The sequence below is a fragment of the Streptomyces sp. NPDC005017 genome, from assembly GCF_042873115.1.
Taxonomy (GTDB): domain Bacteria; phylum Actinomycetota; class Actinomycetes; order Streptomycetales; family Streptomycetaceae; genus Streptomyces.
The window spans coordinates 25,269-43,944 of record NZ_JBIALD010000032.1; the positions used below are offsets into that span (position 1 = coordinate 25,269).

General features: G+C 66.8%; 28 protein-coding genes. All 28 read right to left on the bottom strand.

Features of this window, described 5'->3' with window-relative positions; genetic code table 11:
* Positions 1–211 precede the first annotated feature (211 nt).
* Positions 212–868 (bottom strand): adenylate kinase, encoded by a 657-nt coding sequence (locus ACFYR0_RS33260; RefSeq protein ID WP_389336565.1) that lies wholly within the window; start codon positions 866–868, stop codon positions 212–214.
* On the bottom strand, positions 868–2,181 hold the full coding sequence (secY, locus tag ACFYR0_RS33265) for a preprotein translocase subunit SecY (protein WP_386377320.1): 1,314 nt from the start codon (positions 2,179–2,181) through the stop codon (positions 868–870). Before secY ends, ACFYR0_RS33260 begins: the two co-directional genes overlap by 1 nt.
* A gap of 235 nt (positions 2,182–2,416) precedes the next feature.
* Positions 2,417–2,872: a 50S ribosomal protein L15 gene (gene rplO, locus ACFYR0_RS33270; protein WP_003974249.1), complete on the bottom strand. Its 456-nt coding sequence runs from the start codon at positions 2,870–2,872 to the stop codon at positions 2,417–2,419.
* Positions 2,873–2,874: 2 nt separating this feature from the next.
* A complete protein-coding gene (gene rpmD / locus ACFYR0_RS33275) occupies positions 2,875–3,057 on the bottom strand; it encodes a 50S ribosomal protein L30 (protein WP_129307387.1) in 183 nt (60 codons plus the stop codon).
* Positions 3,057–3,662, bottom strand: coding sequence for a 30S ribosomal protein S5 (gene rpsE, locus ACFYR0_RS33280; protein ID WP_009190144.1), 606 nt, complete (start codon positions 3,660–3,662; stop codon positions 3,057–3,059). Before rpsE ends, rpmD begins: the two co-directional genes overlap by 1 nt.
* A gap of 41 nt (positions 3,663–3,703) precedes the next feature.
* Positions 3,704–4,087 (bottom strand): 50S ribosomal protein L18, encoded by a 384-nt coding sequence (rplR, locus tag ACFYR0_RS33285; RefSeq protein ID WP_386377319.1) that lies wholly within the window; start codon positions 4,085–4,087, stop codon positions 3,704–3,706.
* Between the two features lie 3 nt (positions 4,088–4,090).
* Complete coding sequence (gene rplF, locus ACFYR0_RS33290) at positions 4,091–4,630, bottom strand: 50S ribosomal protein L6 (RefSeq protein WP_389336574.1); 540 nt, start codon at positions 4,628–4,630, stop codon at positions 4,091–4,093.
* Between the two features lie 24 nt (positions 4,631–4,654).
* Complete coding sequence (gene rpsH / locus ACFYR0_RS33295; protein WP_004984520.1) at positions 4,655–5,053, bottom strand: 30S ribosomal protein S8; 399 nt, start codon at positions 5,051–5,053, stop codon at positions 4,655–4,657.
* A gap of 211 nt (positions 5,054–5,264) precedes the next feature.
* Positions 5,265–5,450 (bottom strand): type Z 30S ribosomal protein S14, encoded by a 186-nt coding sequence (locus ACFYR0_RS33300; protein WP_003948630.1) that lies wholly within the window; start codon positions 5,448–5,450, stop codon positions 5,265–5,267.
* A gap of 5 nt (positions 5,451–5,455) precedes the next feature.
* Positions 5,456–6,013: a 50S ribosomal protein L5 gene (rplE, locus tag ACFYR0_RS33305; protein WP_386377317.1), complete on the bottom strand. Its 558-nt coding sequence runs from the start codon at positions 6,011–6,013 to the stop codon at positions 5,456–5,458.
* Positions 6,013–6,336 carry a 50S ribosomal protein L24 gene (gene rplX, locus ACFYR0_RS33310; RefSeq protein WP_061920721.1) on the bottom strand — a complete coding sequence of 108 codons (324 nt, stop codon included), beginning with the start codon at positions 6,334–6,336 and terminating at the stop codon, positions 6,013–6,015. Before rplX ends, rplE begins: the two co-directional genes overlap by 1 nt.
* A gap of 2 nt (positions 6,337–6,338) precedes the next feature.
* Positions 6,339–6,707: a 50S ribosomal protein L14 gene (gene rplN, locus ACFYR0_RS33315; RefSeq protein WP_055718836.1), complete on the bottom strand. Its 369-nt coding sequence runs from the start codon at positions 6,705–6,707 to the stop codon at positions 6,339–6,341.
* A gap of 126 nt (positions 6,708–6,833) precedes the next feature.
* Positions 6,834–7,142 (bottom strand): 30S ribosomal protein S17, encoded by a 309-nt coding sequence (rpsQ, locus tag ACFYR0_RS33320; RefSeq protein ID WP_389336579.1) that lies wholly within the window; start codon positions 7,140–7,142, stop codon positions 6,834–6,836.
* Positions 7,142–7,366, bottom strand: a complete 225-nt coding sequence (gene rpmC, locus ACFYR0_RS33325; protein ID WP_007494763.1) for a 50S ribosomal protein L29 — start codon at positions 7,364–7,366, stop codon at positions 7,142–7,144. The genes rpsQ and rpmC overlap by 1 nt, the downstream gene beginning before the upstream one ends.
* Positions 7,366–7,785: a 50S ribosomal protein L16 gene (rplP, locus tag ACFYR0_RS33330; RefSeq protein WP_009327094.1), complete on the bottom strand. Its 420-nt coding sequence runs from the start codon at positions 7,783–7,785 to the stop codon at positions 7,366–7,368. The genes rpmC and rplP overlap by 1 nt, the downstream gene beginning before the upstream one ends.
* 5 nt (positions 7,786–7,790) lie before the next feature.
* Entirely contained in the window at positions 7,791–8,612 is an 822-nt protein-coding gene (gene rpsC, locus ACFYR0_RS33335) for a 30S ribosomal protein S3 (RefSeq protein WP_389336583.1), read from the bottom strand.
* Positions 8,612–8,959, bottom strand: a complete 348-nt coding sequence (gene rplV, locus ACFYR0_RS33340) for a 50S ribosomal protein L22 (RefSeq protein WP_004571827.1) — start codon at positions 8,957–8,959, stop codon at positions 8,612–8,614. The genes rpsC and rplV overlap by 1 nt, the downstream gene beginning before the upstream one ends.
* A 43-nt stretch (positions 8,960–9,002) precedes the next feature.
* The gene (gene rpsS / locus ACFYR0_RS33345; RefSeq protein WP_053759516.1) at positions 9,003–9,284 is read right to left on the bottom strand and encodes a 30S ribosomal protein S19; all 282 of its coding nucleotides are present in this window, start codon (positions 9,282–9,284) and stop codon (positions 9,003–9,005) included.
* Between the two features lie 12 nt (positions 9,285–9,296).
* Positions 9,297–10,133 (bottom strand): 50S ribosomal protein L2, encoded by an 837-nt coding sequence (gene rplB / locus ACFYR0_RS33350; RefSeq protein WP_386377316.1) that lies wholly within the window; start codon positions 10,131–10,133, stop codon positions 9,297–9,299.
* 40 nt (positions 10,134–10,173) lie between these two features.
* Positions 10,174–10,593 carry a 50S ribosomal protein L23 gene (gene rplW, locus ACFYR0_RS33355; RefSeq protein WP_356692146.1) on the bottom strand — a complete coding sequence of 140 codons (420 nt, stop codon included), beginning with the start codon at positions 10,591–10,593 and terminating at the stop codon, positions 10,174–10,176.
* Entirely contained in the window at positions 10,593–11,252 is a 660-nt protein-coding gene (gene rplD, locus ACFYR0_RS33360; RefSeq protein ID WP_386377315.1) for a 50S ribosomal protein L4, read from the bottom strand. Before rplD ends, rplW begins: the two co-directional genes overlap by 1 nt.
* 8 nt (positions 11,253–11,260) lie before the next feature.
* Positions 11,261–11,905 (bottom strand): 50S ribosomal protein L3, encoded by a 645-nt coding sequence (rplC, locus tag ACFYR0_RS33365; RefSeq protein WP_062706771.1) that lies wholly within the window; start codon positions 11,903–11,905, stop codon positions 11,261–11,263.
* A gap of 17 nt (positions 11,906–11,922) precedes the next feature.
* Positions 11,923–12,231, bottom strand: coding sequence for a 30S ribosomal protein S10 (gene rpsJ / locus ACFYR0_RS33370; RefSeq protein ID WP_003948644.1), 309 nt, complete (start codon positions 12,229–12,231; stop codon positions 11,923–11,925).
* Positions 12,232–12,663: 432 nt separating this feature from the next.
* Positions 12,664–13,047, bottom strand: a complete 384-nt coding sequence (locus ACFYR0_RS33375) for a hypothetical protein (RefSeq protein ID WP_389336589.1) — start codon at positions 13,045–13,047, stop codon at positions 12,664–12,666.
* The gene (locus ACFYR0_RS33380) at positions 13,035–13,244 is read right to left on the bottom strand and encodes a hypothetical protein (RefSeq protein ID WP_389336704.1); all 210 of its coding nucleotides are present in this window, start codon (positions 13,242–13,244) and stop codon (positions 13,035–13,037) included. Before ACFYR0_RS33380 ends, ACFYR0_RS33375 begins: the two co-directional genes overlap by 13 nt.
* Before the next feature lie 452 nt (positions 13,245–13,696).
* On the bottom strand, positions 13,697–14,854 hold the full coding sequence (locus ACFYR0_RS33385; protein WP_389336592.1) for an acyltransferase family protein: 1,158 nt from the start codon (positions 14,852–14,854) through the stop codon (positions 13,697–13,699).
* Between the two features lie 314 nt (positions 14,855–15,168).
* Positions 15,169–16,362, bottom strand: a complete 1,194-nt coding sequence (gene tuf / locus ACFYR0_RS33390; protein ID WP_389336595.1) for an elongation factor Tu — start codon at positions 16,360–16,362, stop codon at positions 15,169–15,171.
* A 157-nt stretch (positions 16,363–16,519) separates the two neighbouring features.
* Positions 16,520–18,646 carry an elongation factor G gene (gene fusA, locus ACFYR0_RS33395; protein ID WP_389336598.1) on the bottom strand — a complete coding sequence of 709 codons (2,127 nt, stop codon included), beginning with the start codon at positions 18,644–18,646 and terminating at the stop codon, positions 16,520–16,522.
* Positions 18,647–18,676: the final 30 nt, after the last annotated feature.

Here is an 18,676-nt window from a genome sequence, read left to right on the forward strand (position 1 = left end):
GCCTTTCTGTCGGCGTACGGGCGCTTTCAACGATACGAGGTGAGGGGCGAAGGCTGTATTCGGTCCGCCCGCCGGCGGAGCGCAGGCCCACCGGCGGGGGGCCGCTCGCGCCCGCACGGCATGGCCGTACGCCGGTACGGCCCGCCGCCCCCTCTGGCGCGCCGCAGCCGCGGTCCCCGTCGACGGGGACCGCGGCTGCGGAAGGGAACCTCTACGCGTCCTCGCGCTTGAGCGCGTTCAGCGCGCGCTCGGTGACCTCGTCGACCGGGCCCATGGCCTCGATCGTCACGACCAGGCCCTGCGACTTGTAGTAGTCGATGATCGGCTCGGTCTGGGTGTGGTAGACCTCGAGGCGGTTGCGGACCGTGCCCTCGGTGTCGTCGTCGCGCTGGTACAGCTCGCCGCCGCAGACGTCACAGACGCCGTCCTTGGCGGGCTTCTTGTACGTCACGTGGAAGACGTGCGCGGAGTCGTTGCGGCAGATGCGCCGGCCGGCGATCCGCTTGACGACCTCCTCCTCGGGGGCCTCCAGGTCCAGCACCGCGTCCAGCTTGATGCCCTCGGTCCTCAGCAGCTCGTCCAGCGCCTCGGCCTGCGAGACGTTGCGCGGGAAGCCGTCGAGGAGGAAACCGTTCTCGGCGTCGGGCTGCTCCATGCGGTCCTTGGCCATGGCGATGGTGACCTCGTCGGGGACGAGGTTGCCGGCGTCCATGTAGGACTTCGCGAGCTTGCCGAGGTCGGTCTGCCGGCTGATGTTGGCGCGGAACAGGTCGCCCGTGGAGATGTGCGGTACTCGCAGCTTCTCGGCGAGACGAGTGGCCTGCGTACCCTTACCCGCGCCCGGCGGCCCGACGAGGACGATTCGCATCAGCGGAGGAACCCTTCGTAATTGCGCTGCTGGAGCTGGCTCTCGATCTGCTTCACCGTCTCAAGACCGACACCCACGATGATCAGGATGCTGGTCCCGCCGAAGGGGAAGTTCTGGTTCGCCCCAAAACCAACCAACGCCATCGTCGGCACGAGAGCAATCAGACCCAAGTACAGCGAGCCCGGCCAGGTGATCCGGTTGAGCACGTACGAAAGGTACTCAGCGGTCGGTCGGCCAGCCCGGATGCCCGGGATGAAGCCACCATACTTCTTCATGTTGTCGGCTACTTCCTCGGGGTTGAAGGTGATAGCCACGTAGAAGAAGGCGAAGAACACGATGAGCAAGAAGTACGTCGTGATGTAAATCGGGTGGTCACCTGTGACGAGGTTCGCCTCGATCCAGGTTTTCCAGCCGGAAGTGCTGTTCGAGAACTGCGCGATCAGGGCCGGAATGTAGAGCAGCGAAGAAGCGAAGATGACGGGAATCACACCCGCCTGGTTCACCTTCAACGGGATGTACGTGGACGTACCGCCGTAGGCGCGGCGACCGATCATGCGCTTCGCGTACTGCACCGGAATGCGGCGCTGTGCCTGCTCGACGAAGACGACCAGGCCGACCATGACAAGGCCGACGAGAATGACGGTGCCGAATTCGATCCAGCCGTCCGCGAGGTCGCCCTGCTCCTTGATGGCCCACAGGGCCGAGGGGAAGGTCGCGGCGATCGAGATGAACATCAGGATGGACATGCCGTTGCCGATGCCGCGGTCGGTGACGAGCTCACCGAGCCACATGACGACGGCCGTACCGGCGGTCATGGTGATGACCATCGTGATGGTGATGAAGATCGACTGGTCCGGCACGATCGAGCTGGCCTGCGGGCAGCCGCTGAACAGCGCGCCGCTGCGGGCGGTGGCGACCAGACCGGTGCCCTGGAGGATGGCCAGCGCCACCGTCAGGTAACGGGTGTACTGCGTGATCTTCGCGGTACCGGCCTGCCCCTCCTTCTTGAGGGCCTCCAGGCGCGGGATCACCACGGTCAGCAGCTGCAGGATGATGCTCGCCGTGATGTACGGCATGATCCCCAGCGCGAAGACCGTGATCTGGAGCAGGGCACCACCGCTGAACATGTTGACCAGACCGAACAGGCCCTGGTTGCCGGATGCCTGGTCCACACACGCCTGGACGGCGCGGTAGTCGACACCGGGGATCGGTACGTGCGTACCGACCCGGTAGACCACGATGATGCCGAGCGTGAAGAGGAGCTTCTTGCGCAGGTCGGGCGTCTTGAACGCCCGGGCGAACGCGGTGAGCACGGTGCCTCCTGCGACCCCCGCGCCAGTGCGTCAAGGGTGACGGTCTTGAGGTTCGACGAATACGTAACGGTCAACTGCCGCTCAAGGTGCCCCGGGTGGGGAACCTCGTGAAAGTTGGCAGTCCGGGCCACCTTACCGGCGAGACTGCCACCCTAGGAACGACCAACCGGGGATACCCCATTTGTAGGGGTATCCCCGGTCGGGATCGCTCAAGTCATCGAGACGCCTGACGGAATCAGACGAGCTCGGTGACGGTACCGCCGGCGGCGGTGATCTTCTCCTTGGCGGAGCCGGAGACGGCGTCGACCGTCACCTGCAGCGCCACGGAGATCTCGCCCTGGCCGAGGACCTTGACGAGGCTGTTCTTGCGAACGGCGCCCTTGGCCACGAGACCCTCGACGGTGACCTCGCCACCCTCCGGGTACAGCGCGGCCAGCTTGTCGAGGTTCACGACCTGGAACTCGGTCTTGAACGGGTTCTTGAAGCCCTTCAGCTTCGGGAGACGCATGTGGAGGGGCATCTGGCCACCCTCGAAGCGCTCCGGAACCTGGTAACGGGCCTTGGTGCCCTTGGTACCACGACCGGCCGTCTTACCCTTCGACGCCTCACCACGACCGACACGGGTCTTGGCGGTCTTGGCGCCCGGGGCGGGACGGAGGTTGTGGATCTTGAGCGGGTTGTTCTCCGCCATGATCAGTCGACCTCCTCGACCGTCACGAGGTGGCGGACATGGCGAACCATGCCGCGGAACTCGGGGCGGTCCTCCTTGACGACCTGCGTGTTGATGCCCTTGAGACCAAGGGACCGCAGGGTGTCACGGTGGTTCTGCTTGCTGCCGATGTACGACTTCACCTGCGTGATCTTGAGCTGCGCCATTACGCACCAGCCCCGGCACGCGCACGGAGAAGGGCCGCGGGGGCGACGTCCTCGAGCGGCAGACCGCGGCGGGCCGCGATCTCCTCGGGACGCTGCAGGCCCTTCAGGGCCTCCACGGTCGCGTGCACGATGTTGATCGCGTTGTCGGAGCCGAGCGACTTCGACAGCACGTCGTGGATACCGGCGCACTCGAGCACGGCGCGCACCGGACCACCGGCGATAACGCCGGTACCGGGGGACGCGGGCTTGAGCAGCACGACGCCGGCAGCCTTCTCACCCTGGATGGGGTGGGGGATGGTGCCCTGGATGCGGGGGACCTTGAAGAAGTGCTTCTTGGCCTCCTCAACGCCCTTGGCGATGGCGGCCGGCACCTCCTTGGCCTTGCCGTAACCGACACCCACGGTGCCGTCACCGTCGCCCACCACGACCAGCGCGGTGAAGCTGAAGCGACGACCACCCTTCACAACCTTGGCGACACGGTTGATCGCGACAACGCGCTCAACGTAAGCGGTCTTCTCGGCGGCAGCTGCGCCGCCGTCACGGCCCTTCCGGTCCCGCCGCTCGCCGCCACCGGCACCGCCACCGCGGCGCTGGGGTCCAGCCATTGGAATTACCTCTCTCTTTTTCCGCTAGCTACGGAAGCGGCTCAGAACTTGAGCCCGGCCTCGCGGGCGGCGTCCGCCAGGGCGGCGATGCGCCCGGCGTACTGGTTGCCGCCACGGTCGAACACGACAGCCTCGACACCGGCGGCCTTGGCACGCTCGGCGACCAGGGCGCCGACCTGCTTGGCCTGCGCGGACTTGTCGCCCTCGCCACCGCGGATCGACGAGTCCAGAGTGGACGCCGAAGCCAGGGTGTGGCCCTTGAGGTCGTCGATCACCTGCGCCACGATGTGGCGGTTCGAGCGGGTCACGACGAGACGGGGACGCTCCTCCGTACCGTTGATCCGCTTGCGGATCCGCAGGTGGCGGCGCTTGATCGAGGCGCGCTTGTAGGCGTCGCCCTTCAGGATCTTCTGCCCGTATGCCATGGCTTACTTACCCGCCTTTCCGACCTTGCGGCGGATGACTTCGCCCTCGTACTTGACGCCCTTGGCCTTGTACGGGTCGGGCTTGCGCAGCTTGCGGATGTTGGCCGCGACCTCGCCGACCTTCTGCTTGTCGATGCCCTCGACCGAGAAACGGGTCGGAGCCTCGACCTTGAAGGTGATGCCCTCGGGGGCCTCGATGAGGATCGGGTGGCTGTAACCGAGCGCGAACTCGAGGTTCGAGCCCTTGGCGGTCACGCGGTAACCGACACCGCTGATCTCGAGCTTCTTCACGTAACCCTGGGTCACGCCGGTGATCATGTTCGCCACCAGCGTGCGGGAGAGGCCGTGCAGGGCCTTGCTCTGACGCTCGTCGTTGGGGCGGGTCACCTGGACGGTGCCGTCTTCGCCCTTGGCGATCTCGATCGGCGCCACGACGGTGTGGGTCAGTTCGCCCTTGGGGCCCTTGACCTTGACCGTACGGCCGTCGATGGTGACGTCCACGCCGGCGGGAACCGCGATGGGGAGCTTGCCGATACGCGACATAGCTGTTTCCTCCGTTCCCTTCTGCTACCAGACGTAGGCGAGGACTTCCCCACCCACGCCCTTCTTGCCGGCCTGCTTGTCGGTGAGAAGCCCGTGGGACGTGGAGATGATCGCCACGCCGAGGCCGCCGAGCACCTTCGGCAGGTTGGTGGACTTCGCGTAGACCCGGAGACCGGGCTTGGAGATCCGCTTGATGCCCGCGATGGAGCGCTCACGGTTGGGGCCGAACTTCAGCTCCAGGACGAGGTTCTTGCCGACCTCGGCGTCCTCGACCTTCCAGCCCGTGATGAAGCCCTCCTGCTGGAGGATCTCCGCGATGTGAGACTTGATCTTCGAGTGCGGCATCGCCACGGAGTCGTGGTAAGCCGAGTTCGCGTTACGCAGACGGGTCAGCATGTCTGCGATCGGATCAGTCATGGTCATGAATTGGCCTGTGGCCTTTCTCGCCGGGGTTTCCTATATGCGCCATCCCTCTCCCCATACCTGGACGGGACGGGTGCGGCGCGGGGACCTACGGCGTAGTAAGTCGTTCAGGGCGGCAGAGGCCCAACCCTCCTAGCCTAAGGCATACGAGGAGGAGCCTCTGCCGTCCCGGTTGCTTACCGAGAGGTCCAGGAATCCCTTGTTACGGGGATTACCAGGAGCTCTTGGTCACGCCCGGCAGCTCGCCACGGTGAGCCATCTCACGAAGGCACACGCGGCACAGGCCGAACTTGCGGTACACGGAGTGCGGACGGCCGCAGCGCTGGCAGCGCGTGTAGCCACGCACACCGAACTTGGGCTTGCGGGCAGCCTTAGCGATCAGAGCCTTCTTCGCCATCTCGCTCACGCCTCCTTGAAGGGGAAGCCGAGGTGACGAAGGAGCGCGCGGCCCTCAGCGTCGTTGGTCGCCGTGGTGACCACGGTGATGTCCATACCCCGGACGCGGTCGATCTTGTCCTGGTCGATCTCGTGGAACATGACCTGCTCCGTGAGACCGAAGGTGTAGTTGCCACGGCCGTCGAACTGCTTGGGGGACAGGCCGCGGAAGTCGCGGATGCGCGGCAGCGCGAGCGACAGGGTGCGGTCCAGGAACTCCCACATGCGGTCGCCACGGAGCGTGACGTGGGCACCGATCGGCTGGCCCTCACGCAGCTTGAACTGCGCGATGGACTTACGGGCCTTGGTGACCTGCGGCTTCTGGCCGGTGATCGTGGTGAGGTCGCGGATGGCGCCATCGATCAGCTTGGAGTCGCGGGCGGCGTCGCCCACACCCATGTTGACCACGATCTTGACGAGGCCGGGGATCTGCATGACGTTCTCGTACTTGAACTCGTCACGCAGCTTGCCCGCGATCTCCTCGCGGTACTTCGTCTTCAGACGCGGAGTGGTGGTGGTAGCCATCAGATGTCCTCACCCGTCCGCTTGGCAACGCGGATCTTGTTGCCCTCTTCGTCGAAGCGGTAGCCGACACGCGTGACGACCTTGTTGCCGTCCTTCTCAACGACCAGCTGGACGTTGGAGACGTGGATCGGCGCCTCGGTGGTCACGATGCCGCCGGCCTGGGAACCGCGAGCGGTCGGACCGGCCTTCGTGTGCTTCTTGACCCGGTTGACACCCTCGACCAGGACACGGTCCTCGCGGGGGTAGGCCGCGATGACCTTGCCCTGCTTGCCCTTGTCCTTACCGGTGATGACCTGGACCAGGTCGCCCTTCTTGATCTTCATGCTTACAGCACCTCCGGCGCGAGCGAGATGATCTTCATGAACTTCTTCTCGCGCAGCTCACGGCCGACGGGGCCGAAGATACGGGTGCCGCGAGGGTCGCCGTCGTTCTTCAGAATGACGGCGGCGTTCTCGTCGAAGCGGATGTACGAGCCGTCCGGACGACGGCGCTCCTTGACGGTGCGCACGACGACAGCCTTGACGACGTCGCCCTTCTTCACGTTGCCACCGGGGATCGCGTCCTTGACGGTGGCGACGATGACGTCACCGATGCCCGCGTAGCGGCGACCGGAGCCACCGAGCACACGGATGCAAAGGATCTCCTTCGCACCAGTGTTGTCGGCGACACGAAGTCGCGACTCCTGCTGGATCACGTCTATCTCCTGATCGTCTGCCGGTTCCCCGGGGGCCACTTTCGAAAGCGGCCCCCGGAGCCTGGCGGAACTGTCCTGCGGGGATGCCCGCAGGAATACCTTGCTTGAGAAATTCCCTTACGGGAATTACTTCGCCTTCTCGAGGATCTCGACGACGCGCCAGCGCTTCGTCGCGGACAGCGGCCGGGTCTCCATCAGGAGGACACGGTCGCCGACACCCGCGGCGTTCTGCTCGTCGTGCGCCTTGAGCTTGTTGGTACGGCGGATGACCTTGCCGTACAGCGCGTGCTTGACGCGGTCCTCGACGGCGACGACGACGGTCTTGTCCATCTTGTCGCTGACGACGAGACCCTCACGGGTCTTGCGGTAGCCGCGCGCCTCGCCCGCGGCGGAGCCGCCGGTGCTTGCAGTCTCAGTCACGTTCTTCTCGCTCATCAGGCGTTCTCCACCGTTTCGATGCCCAGCTCACGCTCGCGCATCAGGGTGTAGATCCGCGCGATGTCCTTGCGGACCGCCTTCAGACGGCCGTGGTTCTCGAGCTGACCCGTGGCCGCCTGGAAGCGGAGGTTGAACAGCTCTTCCTTGGCCTCGCGGAGCTTCGCCAGAAGCTCCTCGTTGCCCAGCTCGCGCAGCTCGGACGCCTTGGTACCGGCCGACATCACGCTTCACCTGCCTCGCGCTTGACGATCCGGCACTTCATCGGCAGCTTGTGGGCCGCACGGGTCAGCGCCTCACGGGCGATCTTCTCGTTGGGGTACGACAGCTCGAACATCACACGTCCGGGCTTGACGTTGGCGATCCACCACTCCGGCGAACCCTTACCGGAACCCATGCGGGTCTCGGCCGGCTTCTTGGTGAGGGGACGGTCCGGGTAGATGTTGATCCAGACCTTGCCGCCACGCTTGATGTGGCGGGTCATCGCGATACGGGCCGCCTCGATCTGGCGGTTCGTCACGTAGGCCGGGGTCAGCGCCTGGATGCCGTACTCGCCGAACGCAACCTGCGTGCCGCCCTTGGCAGCGCCGGAGCGCTTCGGGTGGTGCTGCTTGCGGTGCTTGACCCTACGGGGGATCAGCATGTCGGTCAGGCCTCCGTTCCGGTGCTCTCAGCCGGAGCGGCGGCGGGAGCCTCGGCCTTGGGGGCCTCGGAACCGGCAGCCTGCTGCGGCTTGCGACCGCGTCGCTCGCCACCACGGCCACCACGGGCCGGGCGGTCGGCGCCACCGCGGGCCGGGCGGTTACCCGCACGGGCGGCAGCGTTCTCGGCGCGGACCTCGGCGATGTTCTTCACGTCGCCCTTGTAGATCCAGACCTTCACGCCGATGCGGCCGAAGGTCGTCTTGGCCTCGAAGAAGCCGTAGTCCACGTTCGCGCGGAGCGTGTGCAGGGGCACACGGCCCTCGCGGTAGAACTCCGAGCGGGACATCTCGGCGCCGCCGAGGCGGCCACCGCACTGGATCTTGATGCCCTTGGCGCCCGCCTTCATGGCCGATTGCATGCTCTTACGCATGGCGCGGCGGAAGGAGACACGGGAGGAAAGCTGCTCGGCGACGGCCTGAGCAACCAGCTGAGCGTCCGTCTCGGGGTTCTTGACCTCGAGGATGTTCAGCTGGACCTGCTTGCCCGTCAGCTTCTCCAGCTGACCGCGGATCTTGTCGGCCTCCGCACCGCGGCGGCCGATGACGATGCCGGGACGCGCGGTGTGGATGTCCACGCGGACACGGTCACGGGTGCGCTCGATCTCGACCTTCGAGATGCCGGCGCGCTCCATGCCGGACGTCAGCATCCGACGGATGGCGACGTCTTCCTTGACGTAGTCCTTGTACAGCTTGTCGGCGTACCAACGCGACTTGAAGTCGGTCGTGACACCGAGCCGGAACCCATGCGGGTTTACCTTCTGGCCCATTACCGGGTTCCTTCCTTGCTGCTGACGACCACAGTGATGTGGCTGGTCCGCTTGCGGATCCGGTAGGCACGGCCCTGGGCGCGCGGCCGGAACCGCTTCAGGGTCGGGCCCTCGTCGACGTACGCCTCGCTGATGACCAGCGAGGAGGCGTCCGTGTGGTCGTAGTTGTGCGCGGCGTTGGCGATGGCGCTGTCGAGCACCTTGCCGACCGGCACGGAGGCTGCCTGCGGAGCGAATCGCAGAACAGCCTGGGCCTCCGTGGCGTCCATGCCACGGATGAGGTCCACCACGCGGCGGGCCTTCATGGGCGTGACGCGGATGTACCGCGCCTGGGCCCTGGCTTCCATGGTTGTCCCTTCAGTTACTTACGTGTCTGAGTGCGATCCGCTGCTAGCGGCGCTTCGACTTGCGGTCGTCCTTGACGTGACCCCGGAAGGTGCGCGTCGGCGAGAACTCGCCGAGCTTGTGGCCGACCATCGACTCGGTGACGAACACCGGGATGTGGGTCTTGCCGTTGTGCACCGCCAGCGTGTGGCCCAGCATGGCCGGCACGATCATGGAGCGACGGGACCAGGTCTTGATGACGTTCTTGGTGCCGGCTTCGTTCTGGGCGTCCACCTTCTTCATCAGGTGGTCGTCGACGAAGGGCCCCTTCTTCAAGCTACGAGGCATCTCAACCCGTCCTTAGCGCTTCTTGTTCGTCTTGCGGCGGCGGACGATGTACTTGTTCGACGCCTTCTTGGGCGAACGAGTACGGCCTTCCTTCTTGCCCCACGGGCTGACCGGGTGGCGACCACCGGAGGTCTTGCCCTCACCACCACCGTGCGGGTGGTCGACCGGGTTCATGACCACACCACGGACGGTCGGGCGAACGCCCAGCCACCGCTTACGGCCGGCCTTGCCCCAGTTGATGTTGCTCTGCTCGGCGTTGCCGACCTCGCCGACGGTGGCGCGGCAGCGCACGTCGACCAGGCGGATCTCACCGGAGGGCATGCGGAGGTGGGCCATCTGGCCCTCCTTCGCGAGCAGCTGCACGGAGGCACCGGCGGAGCGGGCGAACTTCGCGCCGCCACCGGGACGAAGCTCCACGGAGTGGATCGTCGTACCGACCGGGATGTTGCGCAGCGCCAGGTTGTTGCCGGGCTTGATGTCGGCCGTGGGGCCGTTCTCGATCCGGTCGCCCTGGTTCAGGCCCTTGGGGGCCAGGATGTAGCGCTTCTCGCCGTCCACGTAGTGGAGGAGCGCGATGCGCGCGGTGCGGTTGGGGTCGTACTCGATGTGAGCGACCTTCGCCGGCACGCCGTCCTTGTCGTGACGACGGAAGTCGATCACGCGGTAGGCGCGCTTGTGGCCACCACCCTGGTGGCGGACGGTCACGCGACCGGAGTTGTTACGGCCACCCTTGCTGTGCAGGGGGCGAACCAGCGACTTCTCCGGCGTGGACCGCGTGACCTCGACGAAGTCGGCGACGCTGGCGCCACGACGGCCCGGCGTAGTCGGCTTGTACTTGCGGATTCCCATTTCTCAGTCCTCGTCCGATATCGGACGATCCGGACCGCCCTCAGGCGGTCGGACCGCCGAAGATGTCGATACGGTCGCCCTCGGCGAGGGTCACGATCGCGCGCTTGGTGGCGGCGCGCTGACCGAAACCGGTCTTGGTGCGCTTCCGCTTGCCGATGCGGTTGATCGTGTTGACCCCGGTGACCTTGACCTCGAAGACCGCCTCGACGGCCTGCTTGATCTGGGTCTTGTTGGAGCGCGGGTCGACGATGAACGTGTACTTGTTCTCGTCCAGGAGCGCGTAGCTCTTCTCGGAGACCACCGGGCGGACCAGCACGTCACGGGGGTCCGTGTACGACTTGCTGACCGGGGTGACGACCGTGTTCTTGCCCTCGGCGGCGTGACGACGCGCCTTGGCGACGCGCGCGGCCTTGGCGGCCTTGGCGGCCTTGGAGGCGATGCTCGGGTGACGCGTAGCCATCAGGCGTCACTCCCTTCGGTGTCGTTGGCCTTGTTCGGGCCGGACACGAAGGACTCCAGGGCGGCCTGGGTGAAGACCACGTCGTCCGAGACGATCACGTCGTACGTGTTCAGCTGGCCCGGCTCCAGGATGTGGACCTGGGGCAGGTTGCGGGCGGACAGCCACGCGGCCTCGTCGGCGCGCTCGACGACCAGGAGCACGTTCTTGCGCTCCGAGATCTTGCCGAACAGCGTGCGAGCGGCCTTCGTGGAGGGGGTCTCGCCCTCGATCACGCCGGTGACGACGTGAATGCGGTTGTGGCGGGCCCGGTCGGTGAGGGCGTGGCGCAGGGCCGCGGCCTTCATCTTCTTCGGGGTCCGCTGCGAGTAGTCACGCGGCTGGGGGCCGTGGACGACGCCACCGCCGGCGAACTGCGGCGCACGCGTCGAGCCCTGGCGCGCACGGCCGGTGCCCTTCTGACGGTAGGGCTTGCGACCGCCACCACGGACTTCACCGCGGGTCTTGGTCTTGTGCGTGCCCTGACGGGCGGCCGCGTTCTGCGCGACGACGACCTGGTGGATCAGCGGGATGCTGACCTTCTCCACGCCGAAGAACTCCGCGGGGAGCTCGACGCTACCGGTCTTCTCGCCCGCGGGCGAAAGGATGTCAACAGTGCTCATCGGTTACCTCAGGCCCCCTTGGCCGCGGTGCGGACCAGGACGAGGCCGCCGTTCGGACCAGGAACCGCGCCCTTGATGAGCAGCAGACCCTTCTCCGCGTCAACGGCGTGGACGGTCAGGTTCTGGGTGGTGACCCGCTCGTTGCCCATGCGACCCGCCATGCGGAGGCCCTTGAACACGCGGCCCGGGGTGGCGCAGCCACCGATGGAACCGGGCGAGCGGTGCTTGCGCTGGGTGCCGTGTCCGGCGCCGAGGCCCTTGAAGTTGTGACGCTTCATGACACCGGCGAAGCCCTTGCCCTTGCTCTTGCCGGTCACGTCGACCTTGACGCCGGCCTCGAAGACCTCGGCGGTGACTTCCTGACCGAGCGTGTACTCGGAGGCGTCGGCCGTACGGATCTCGACGAGGTGGCGACGGGGGGTGACATCGGCCTTGGCGAAGTGGCCCTTGAGGGGCTTGTTCACCTTGCGCGGGTCGATCTCGCCGAACGCGATCTGGACGGACTCGTAGCCGTCGACGTCGTTCGTGCGGACCTGGGTGACGACGTTGGGGCCGGCCTTGACGACGGTGACCGGAACAACGCGGTTGTTCTCGTCCCACACCTGCGTCATGCCGAGCTTCTCGCCCAGGATGCCCTTGATCTGCTTAGCCATTCTCAGATCACCGACCCTCAGAGCTTGATCTCGATGTCGACACCGGCCGGGAGGTCGAGTCGCATCAGGGAGTCAACGGTCTTGGGGGTGGGGTCGAGAATGTCGATCAGGCGCTTGTGCGTGCGCATCTCGAAGTGCTCGCGCGAGTCCTTGTACTTGTGCGGCGACTTGATGACGCAGTACACGTTCTTCTCAGTGGGCAGCGGCACCGGGCCCGCGACCGACGCACCAGTGCGGGTCACCGTCTCGACGATCTTCTTCGCCGAGGAGTCGATGACCTCGTGGTCGTAGGCCTTGAGCCGGATGCGGATCTTCTGTCCCGCCATGGCTACTCAGTAGTCCTTTGTCTCGTACGCTCCGGAACCCGGCGTTCCTGGTCCCGCTCCTCCGACCCACGCGGTCGGGCGTGTCGCGCTCCCGCTGACAAAGATGTCCCTTGTTCGAACATCCCTGCGGGAATGCGCACGGCCCTACCGGAACCGCAAGCCGAGGGCGGAAGGCCCACCGGGTGCCTGGCCGGTGCCGCACAGCACTTCCCGAAAGATTCCCGTACGTCCGCCCCAGTGCTGCCGTGTGGCAGTTAGGGCGACGAGTACTGTGGGACTCGCTTCCGGTCCTCCCGGCGGGAGGCGCGCAGCATCAACACTCGACCGAGCAACTCCGACAGTCTGCCATACGGGGCACGTCGGGCGCCAATCGGGCCGGAGAGAATACCCCGAGAGTGACGCACGTCAAACCCGGGGTCACGGGCCCCGGCGTCAGAACCCCCAGGGGCCCGGATGCGGGGTGAGGGCGGGGTCTTCGGACCAGATCAGGCGGGTTTCCAGGCGTTCGCCGAGGAGGGTGGACAGGCGGTCGCCGGCCCAGCCGTTCCAGTGGACGCCGCCGGGAAACTCGGGGACGCGGAAGGCGGGGAGGGCCGCGGGGAGGGCCTCCGGGCGGAAGACGGTGAGCTTCATCCGGCCCGTCGCCTTCTTGGGCCGGGAGGAGCGGCGGGGGTCCACACAGTCGACGACCGCCTCGACCGCGCAGAAGAGGTACGCGCCCTCGTCCGTGCCCTCGATCTCGACCGGCGCCAGTCGGCCCGCCCTGCGCAGGTCCTCCCCCAGCGCGTCGGCGAGCCGTGCGCTCAGTACCGGCACTCCCGGATACCCGACGGGAACTCGGCGTCCGGCAGCCGCGGGTCGCCGTCCCACTCGGCCGTCAGGGACGCGGGCGGCTCACCGTCGGACCTGCCGGCCTGCCAGCGGATGACACCGCTGAGCGACGGACCGAACAACAGGGTCCGGACGTCCCCGAAGGCGGGCAGCAGGCGGTACACGCCGAGCGCGCCCGGCACCCGGTGACCGGTCGGCCCGCCCGACGGGACGATGTGCGCCGCGGCCTGCCCCGTCCCACCGGCCGGCCCCCTCCAGCCGCACGTTCCTGCGCAGCCGCCGCGCGTTCTGGCGGCAGGTGAGCAGCCCGAGGCAGTCGACCCAGTGCGGGGGTTGAGCACGTACAGCCGGGCCCGCCCTGCCCTCCACCACACGCAAGGCACCGAGACATCGTCCGCGAAGTCGTGCGGCCTGCCCGCCAGTTGACGAACGCGCTGCGGATCCCCGGGCACCGGATCCTTCTCCAGATCCAGAACATGCCGGTCCGTGGGCCGATGCCCTGCCATACCGCAACCCCCGTCACGTGCGCATCAGCGTCAAACGTCGTACGCACGTGTGAACTTACTGCACGGCGGTGTCGGCATGTCCAGGACACGAACGCCGGCCGGATGGACGGCGCTGCGGCGACCTTCGCTCAGCCGGTCCCGCGCAGTCGCGTGAACGACGCGTCCAGCCCCCGCTTCATCGCCCGGGACACCGGCCGCTCCACGAACCGGTGCACCAGCCAGGCCAGCGCCAGGAACCCGGCGGTGAGGGTGAGCAGCAGCAGCCGCGCGTCCATGGTGTCGCGCAGGCGGTCGATGAGCGTCGTGCCGACGACGTAGTGCAGCAGGTACAGCGGGTACGTCAGGGACCCGGCCGTCGCGAGCCAACGCCACTGGAAGCGGTCCGCCCGGCCCAGGGCGATGGCCACCATGGTCAGCAGGAAGACGGTGTAGACGAGCACCGCGCCACGCCAGCTGGAGACGCCCTCGTAGGCGACGCGCTCGGCGATCTCGTGCTGGGCCATCAGCCAGCTCGTGCCGAGGACGCCCCATAGCAGCAGGTCCTGGCCGAAGCGGTACATCAGGTACAGGGCGAGGCCGGCGATGAAGTACCAGGCCCCGTCGGGCTGGGCGACGAGCGTCAGCAGCGGGAGTTTCGCGATGGGCGCCAGCATCGCGGCGGCGCCCCACACGCAGCAGAAGGCGACGACCCTGCGGTAGGTGAGGCCCATGGCGACGACGACCAGGAACAGCAGGTAGAAGCGCAGCTCCGACCAGAGCGTCCAGTAGACGGCGTCGACGTGCGGGATGCCTGAGCCGGTCTGGAGCATGGTGAGGTTCATCAGCACGTCACGGGCGGCGAGCCGGTCCCAGACGCCGGGGAGTGCGACGAGCACCGCCGTGGTGAACAACACGGCGAACCAGTACGCCGGGTAGAGGCGGATCACGCGCGAGACGAAGAACTGCCGGGGTGTGCGGCCCCAGCAGGACATGCAGATCACGAAGCCGCTGATCACGAAGAAGATCTCGACGCCGATCCAGCCGTAGGAGGCCACCCGGAACACCGTCGGCATGATGTCCTGCACCGGCCGGTCCCAGAACGCGTTGCCCGGCTGGTTCGCCCGGTTGGTGCCGGCGAAGTGGTGCATCACCACCAGCAGGGCGGCGGCGAGCCGGATGCCGTCGACGAGGTAGAGCCGGGGGCGTCCGCGGGTCGCGGCCGGGGCCTCGGGGGTGCGGGTTCTCGGGGCCGGCGCGGGCCGCTCGGCGACGGCGACACCGTTCGTGGCTATCGACGGTCTGGGCACACCCTGCACGCTACGGGGGCCGTTTCCGCCCTTTACGGACACAGGTCGCCATTTCACCCGGACATGGGCCGATGTTGCCCCACCTCTCGCCCAGGGGCCCCACAGCGTTCCCCAAGACTTCACCGGCACCTCTTGCAACCCCTGGCACCGACGCCGACGCCGACGCCGACGCCGACGCCGACGCCGACGCCGACGCCGACCGGACACCGGGCCGCGGGAACGGCGAAGGGGCCCGCGCGACCGAAGTCGTGCGGGCCCCTCCTGGAGCTCGGTGGAGCTACCGGGTCCCAAGGACCCTCAAGCAAGTCGGGGACTTACTTCAGGATCTTGGTGACCTGGCCGGCGCCGACGGTCCGGCCACCCTCACGGATGGCGAACTTCAGGCCCTCCTCCATGGCGATGGGCTGGATCAGCTCAACGCGCATGTCGGTGTTGTCGCCCGGCATGACCATCTCGGTGCCCTCGGGGAGGTGCACGACGCCGGTCACGTCCGTGGTACGGAAGTAGAACTGCGGGCGGTAGTTGTTGAAGAACGGCGTGTGACGGCCACCCTCGTCCTTGGACAGGATGTACGCCGTGGCCTCGAACTCCGTGTGCGGGGTGACCGAGCCGGGCTTGATGATGACCTGGCCGCGCTCGACGTCCTCGCGCTTGATGCCACGGAGCAGCAGACCGACGTTCTCACCGGCCTGGCCCTCGTCGAGCAGCTTGCGGAACATCTCGATGCCGGTGACCGTGGTGGTGGTCTTCTCGGTCTTGATGCCGATGATGTCGACGGTCTCGTTGACCTTGAGGACACCACGCTCGATACGACCGGTGACGACGGTGCCACGACCGGTGATCGTGAAGACGTCCTCGATCGGCATCAGGAACGGCTTGTCGACGTCACGCTCGGGCTCCGGGATGGACTCGTCGACGGCCTTCATCAGGTCGAGGACGGACTGGGTCCACGCGGAGTCGCCCTCGAGGGCCTTGAGCGCGGAGACCTTGACGACCGGCAGGTCGTCGCCCGGGAACTCGTACTCGGAGAGGAGCTCACGGACCTCGAGCTCGACGAGCTCCAGGATCTCCTCGTCGTCCACCATGTCGGCCTTGTTCAGGGCGACGACGATGTACGGAACGCCGACCTGGCGGGCCAGGAGCACGTGCTCCTTGGTCTGCGGCATCGGGCCGTCGGTGGCGGCGACCACGAGGATCGCGCCGTCCATCTGCGCGGCACCGGTGATCATGTTCTTGATGTAGTCCGCGTGACCCGGGCAGTCGACGTGGGCGTAGTGACGCGCCTCGGTCTGGTACTCGACGTGCGCGATGGAGATGGTGATACCGCGCTGGCGCTCCTCAGGAGCCTTGTCGATGTTGTCGAACGGGGTGGCCTCGTTCAGGTCCGGGTGAGCGTCGTGCAGCACCTTGGTAATGGCGGCCGTGAGGGTCGTCTTACCGTGGTCGATGTGACCGATGGTGCCGATGTTGACGTGCGGCTTAGTCCGCTCGAACTTCGCCTTCGCCACTGGGGTCCTCCTGGGAGTGGTTCTGTACGCCTTGCTTCAACGGCGCCAGGTGATCTTTGCTGTAAAGGCCCGGAACCCGGGGGCGTTCCGTCCGCGATTGCGGGGGAATGCCCCTGGAGGCTCCGGAGTCAAGCCTACGGCGTGTGAACGCGGAGCGTTACTCGCCCTTGGCCTTCGCGATGATCTCCTCGGCGACGTTCCGCGGAACCTCGGCGTAGGAGTCGAACTGCATGGAGTAGCTGGCGCGGCCGGACGTCTTGCTGCGCAGGTCGCCGACGTAACCGAACATCTCCGAGAGGGGCACGAGGCCCTTCACGACGCGGGCACCGGCCCGCTCCTCCATGGCCTGGATCTGACCACGGCGGGAGTTGATGTCGCCGATGACCTCACCCATGTAGTCCTCGGGCGTGGTGACCTCGACGGCCATCATCGGCTCGAGGAGCACGGGCGAAGCCTTGCGCGCGGCCTCCTTGAAGGCCTGCGAGCCGGCGATCTTGAAGGCGAGCTCGGAGGAGTCGACCTCGTGGTAGCCACCGTCGATCAGCGTGACGCGCACGCCGGTCATCTCGTAGCCCGCGAGGATGCCGAACTGCATGGCCTCCTGAGCACCGGCGTCCACCGAAGGGATGTACTCCTTCGGGATACGGCCACCGGTCACCTTGTTCACGAACTCGTACGAGGCGTCGCCGCCCTCGATGGGCTCGATCGCGATCTGCACCTTGGCGAACTGGCCGGTACCACCAGTCTGCTTCTTGTGCGTGTAGTCGACGCGCTCGACGGCCTTGCGGATCGTCTCGCGGTACGCGACCTGCGGCTTGCCGACGTTGGCCTCGACCTTGAACTCACGGCGCATACGGTCGACCAACACCTCGAGGTGCAGCTCGCCCATGCCGCCGATGATGGTCTGGCCGGTCTCCTCGTCCGAGTGGACCTGGAAGGACGGGTCCTCCTCGGCCAGACGCTGGATCGCGACGCCGAGCTTCTCCTGGTCGCCCTTCGACTTGGGCTCGATGGCGACCTGGATGACCGGCGCCGGGAAGTCCATGGACTCCAGGATGACCGGGGCCTTGTCGTCGCACAGCGTCTCACCGGTCGTGGTCTGCTTCAGACCCATGACGGCGATGATGTCGCCGGCGCCCACCGACTCGATCTCCTCACGCTTGTTCGCGTGCATGCGGTAGATCTTGCCGATGCGCTCCTTCTTGCCCTTGACGGAGTTCAGCACGGCGGTGCCGGACTCCAGGCGGCCCGAGTAGACCCGGACGAAGGTGAGCTTGCCGAGGTGCGGGTCGCTCATGATCTTGAACGCCAGCGCGGACAGCGGCTCGTCGTCGGACGGCTTGCGCTTGACGACCGTCTCCGGGTCCTTCACGTCGTGGCCCTCGATGGCCTCGACGTCCAGGGGGGAGGGGAGGTAGCGCACGACCGCGTCGAGCAGGGGCTGAACGCCCTTGTTCTTGAACGCGGTGCCGCAGAACACCGGGGTGACCGTGGTGTCCTTGGACTTGCCGGAGGCGATGGTGATGCGACGGATCGCGGCGTACAGCTGCTCCACGGAAGGCTCGGCGCCCTCCAGGTACAGCTCCATGATCTCTTCGTCGTTCTCGGCCACGGCCTCGAGCAGCTTGCCGCGGTACTCCTCGGCAGCCTCGGTGTGGGTGTCCGGGATGTCGACGATGTCGTACATCTCGCCCTTGGTGGCCTCGGCGGACCACACGAAGGCCTTCATGGTGACGAGGTCGACGACACCCTTGAAGTCGGCCTCGGCGCCGATCGGCAGCTGCATCACGATCGGCTGAGCGCCCAGGCGGTCGGAGATCATGTCCACGCAGCGGTGGAACTCGGCACCGGTGCGGTCGAGCTTGTTGACGAAGCAGATACGCGGAACGCCGTAGCGGTCCGCCTGACGCCACACGGTCTCGGACTGCGGCTCGACACCGGCGACACCGTCGAACACCGTCACGGCACCGTCGAGCACGCGCAGGGAGCGCTCCACCTCGACGGTGAAGTCGACGTGACCCGGGGTGTCGATGATGTTGATGGTGTGGTCGACGTCCTCGAGCGGCCAGTGACAGGTGGTGGCAGCAGAGGTGATCGTGATGCCACGCTCCTGCTCCTGCTCCATCCAGTCCATGGTGGCGGCGCCGTCGTGGACCTCACCGATCTTGTACGAAACGCCGGTGTAGAACAGGATCCGCTCGGTGGTGGTCGTCTTGCCCGCGTCGATGTGGGCCATGATGCCGATGTTGCGCACCTTGGCCAGGTCAAGCGAAGTGGTAGCCATAAGGCTTCAGTCTTCTCTCGGTCTCGATGT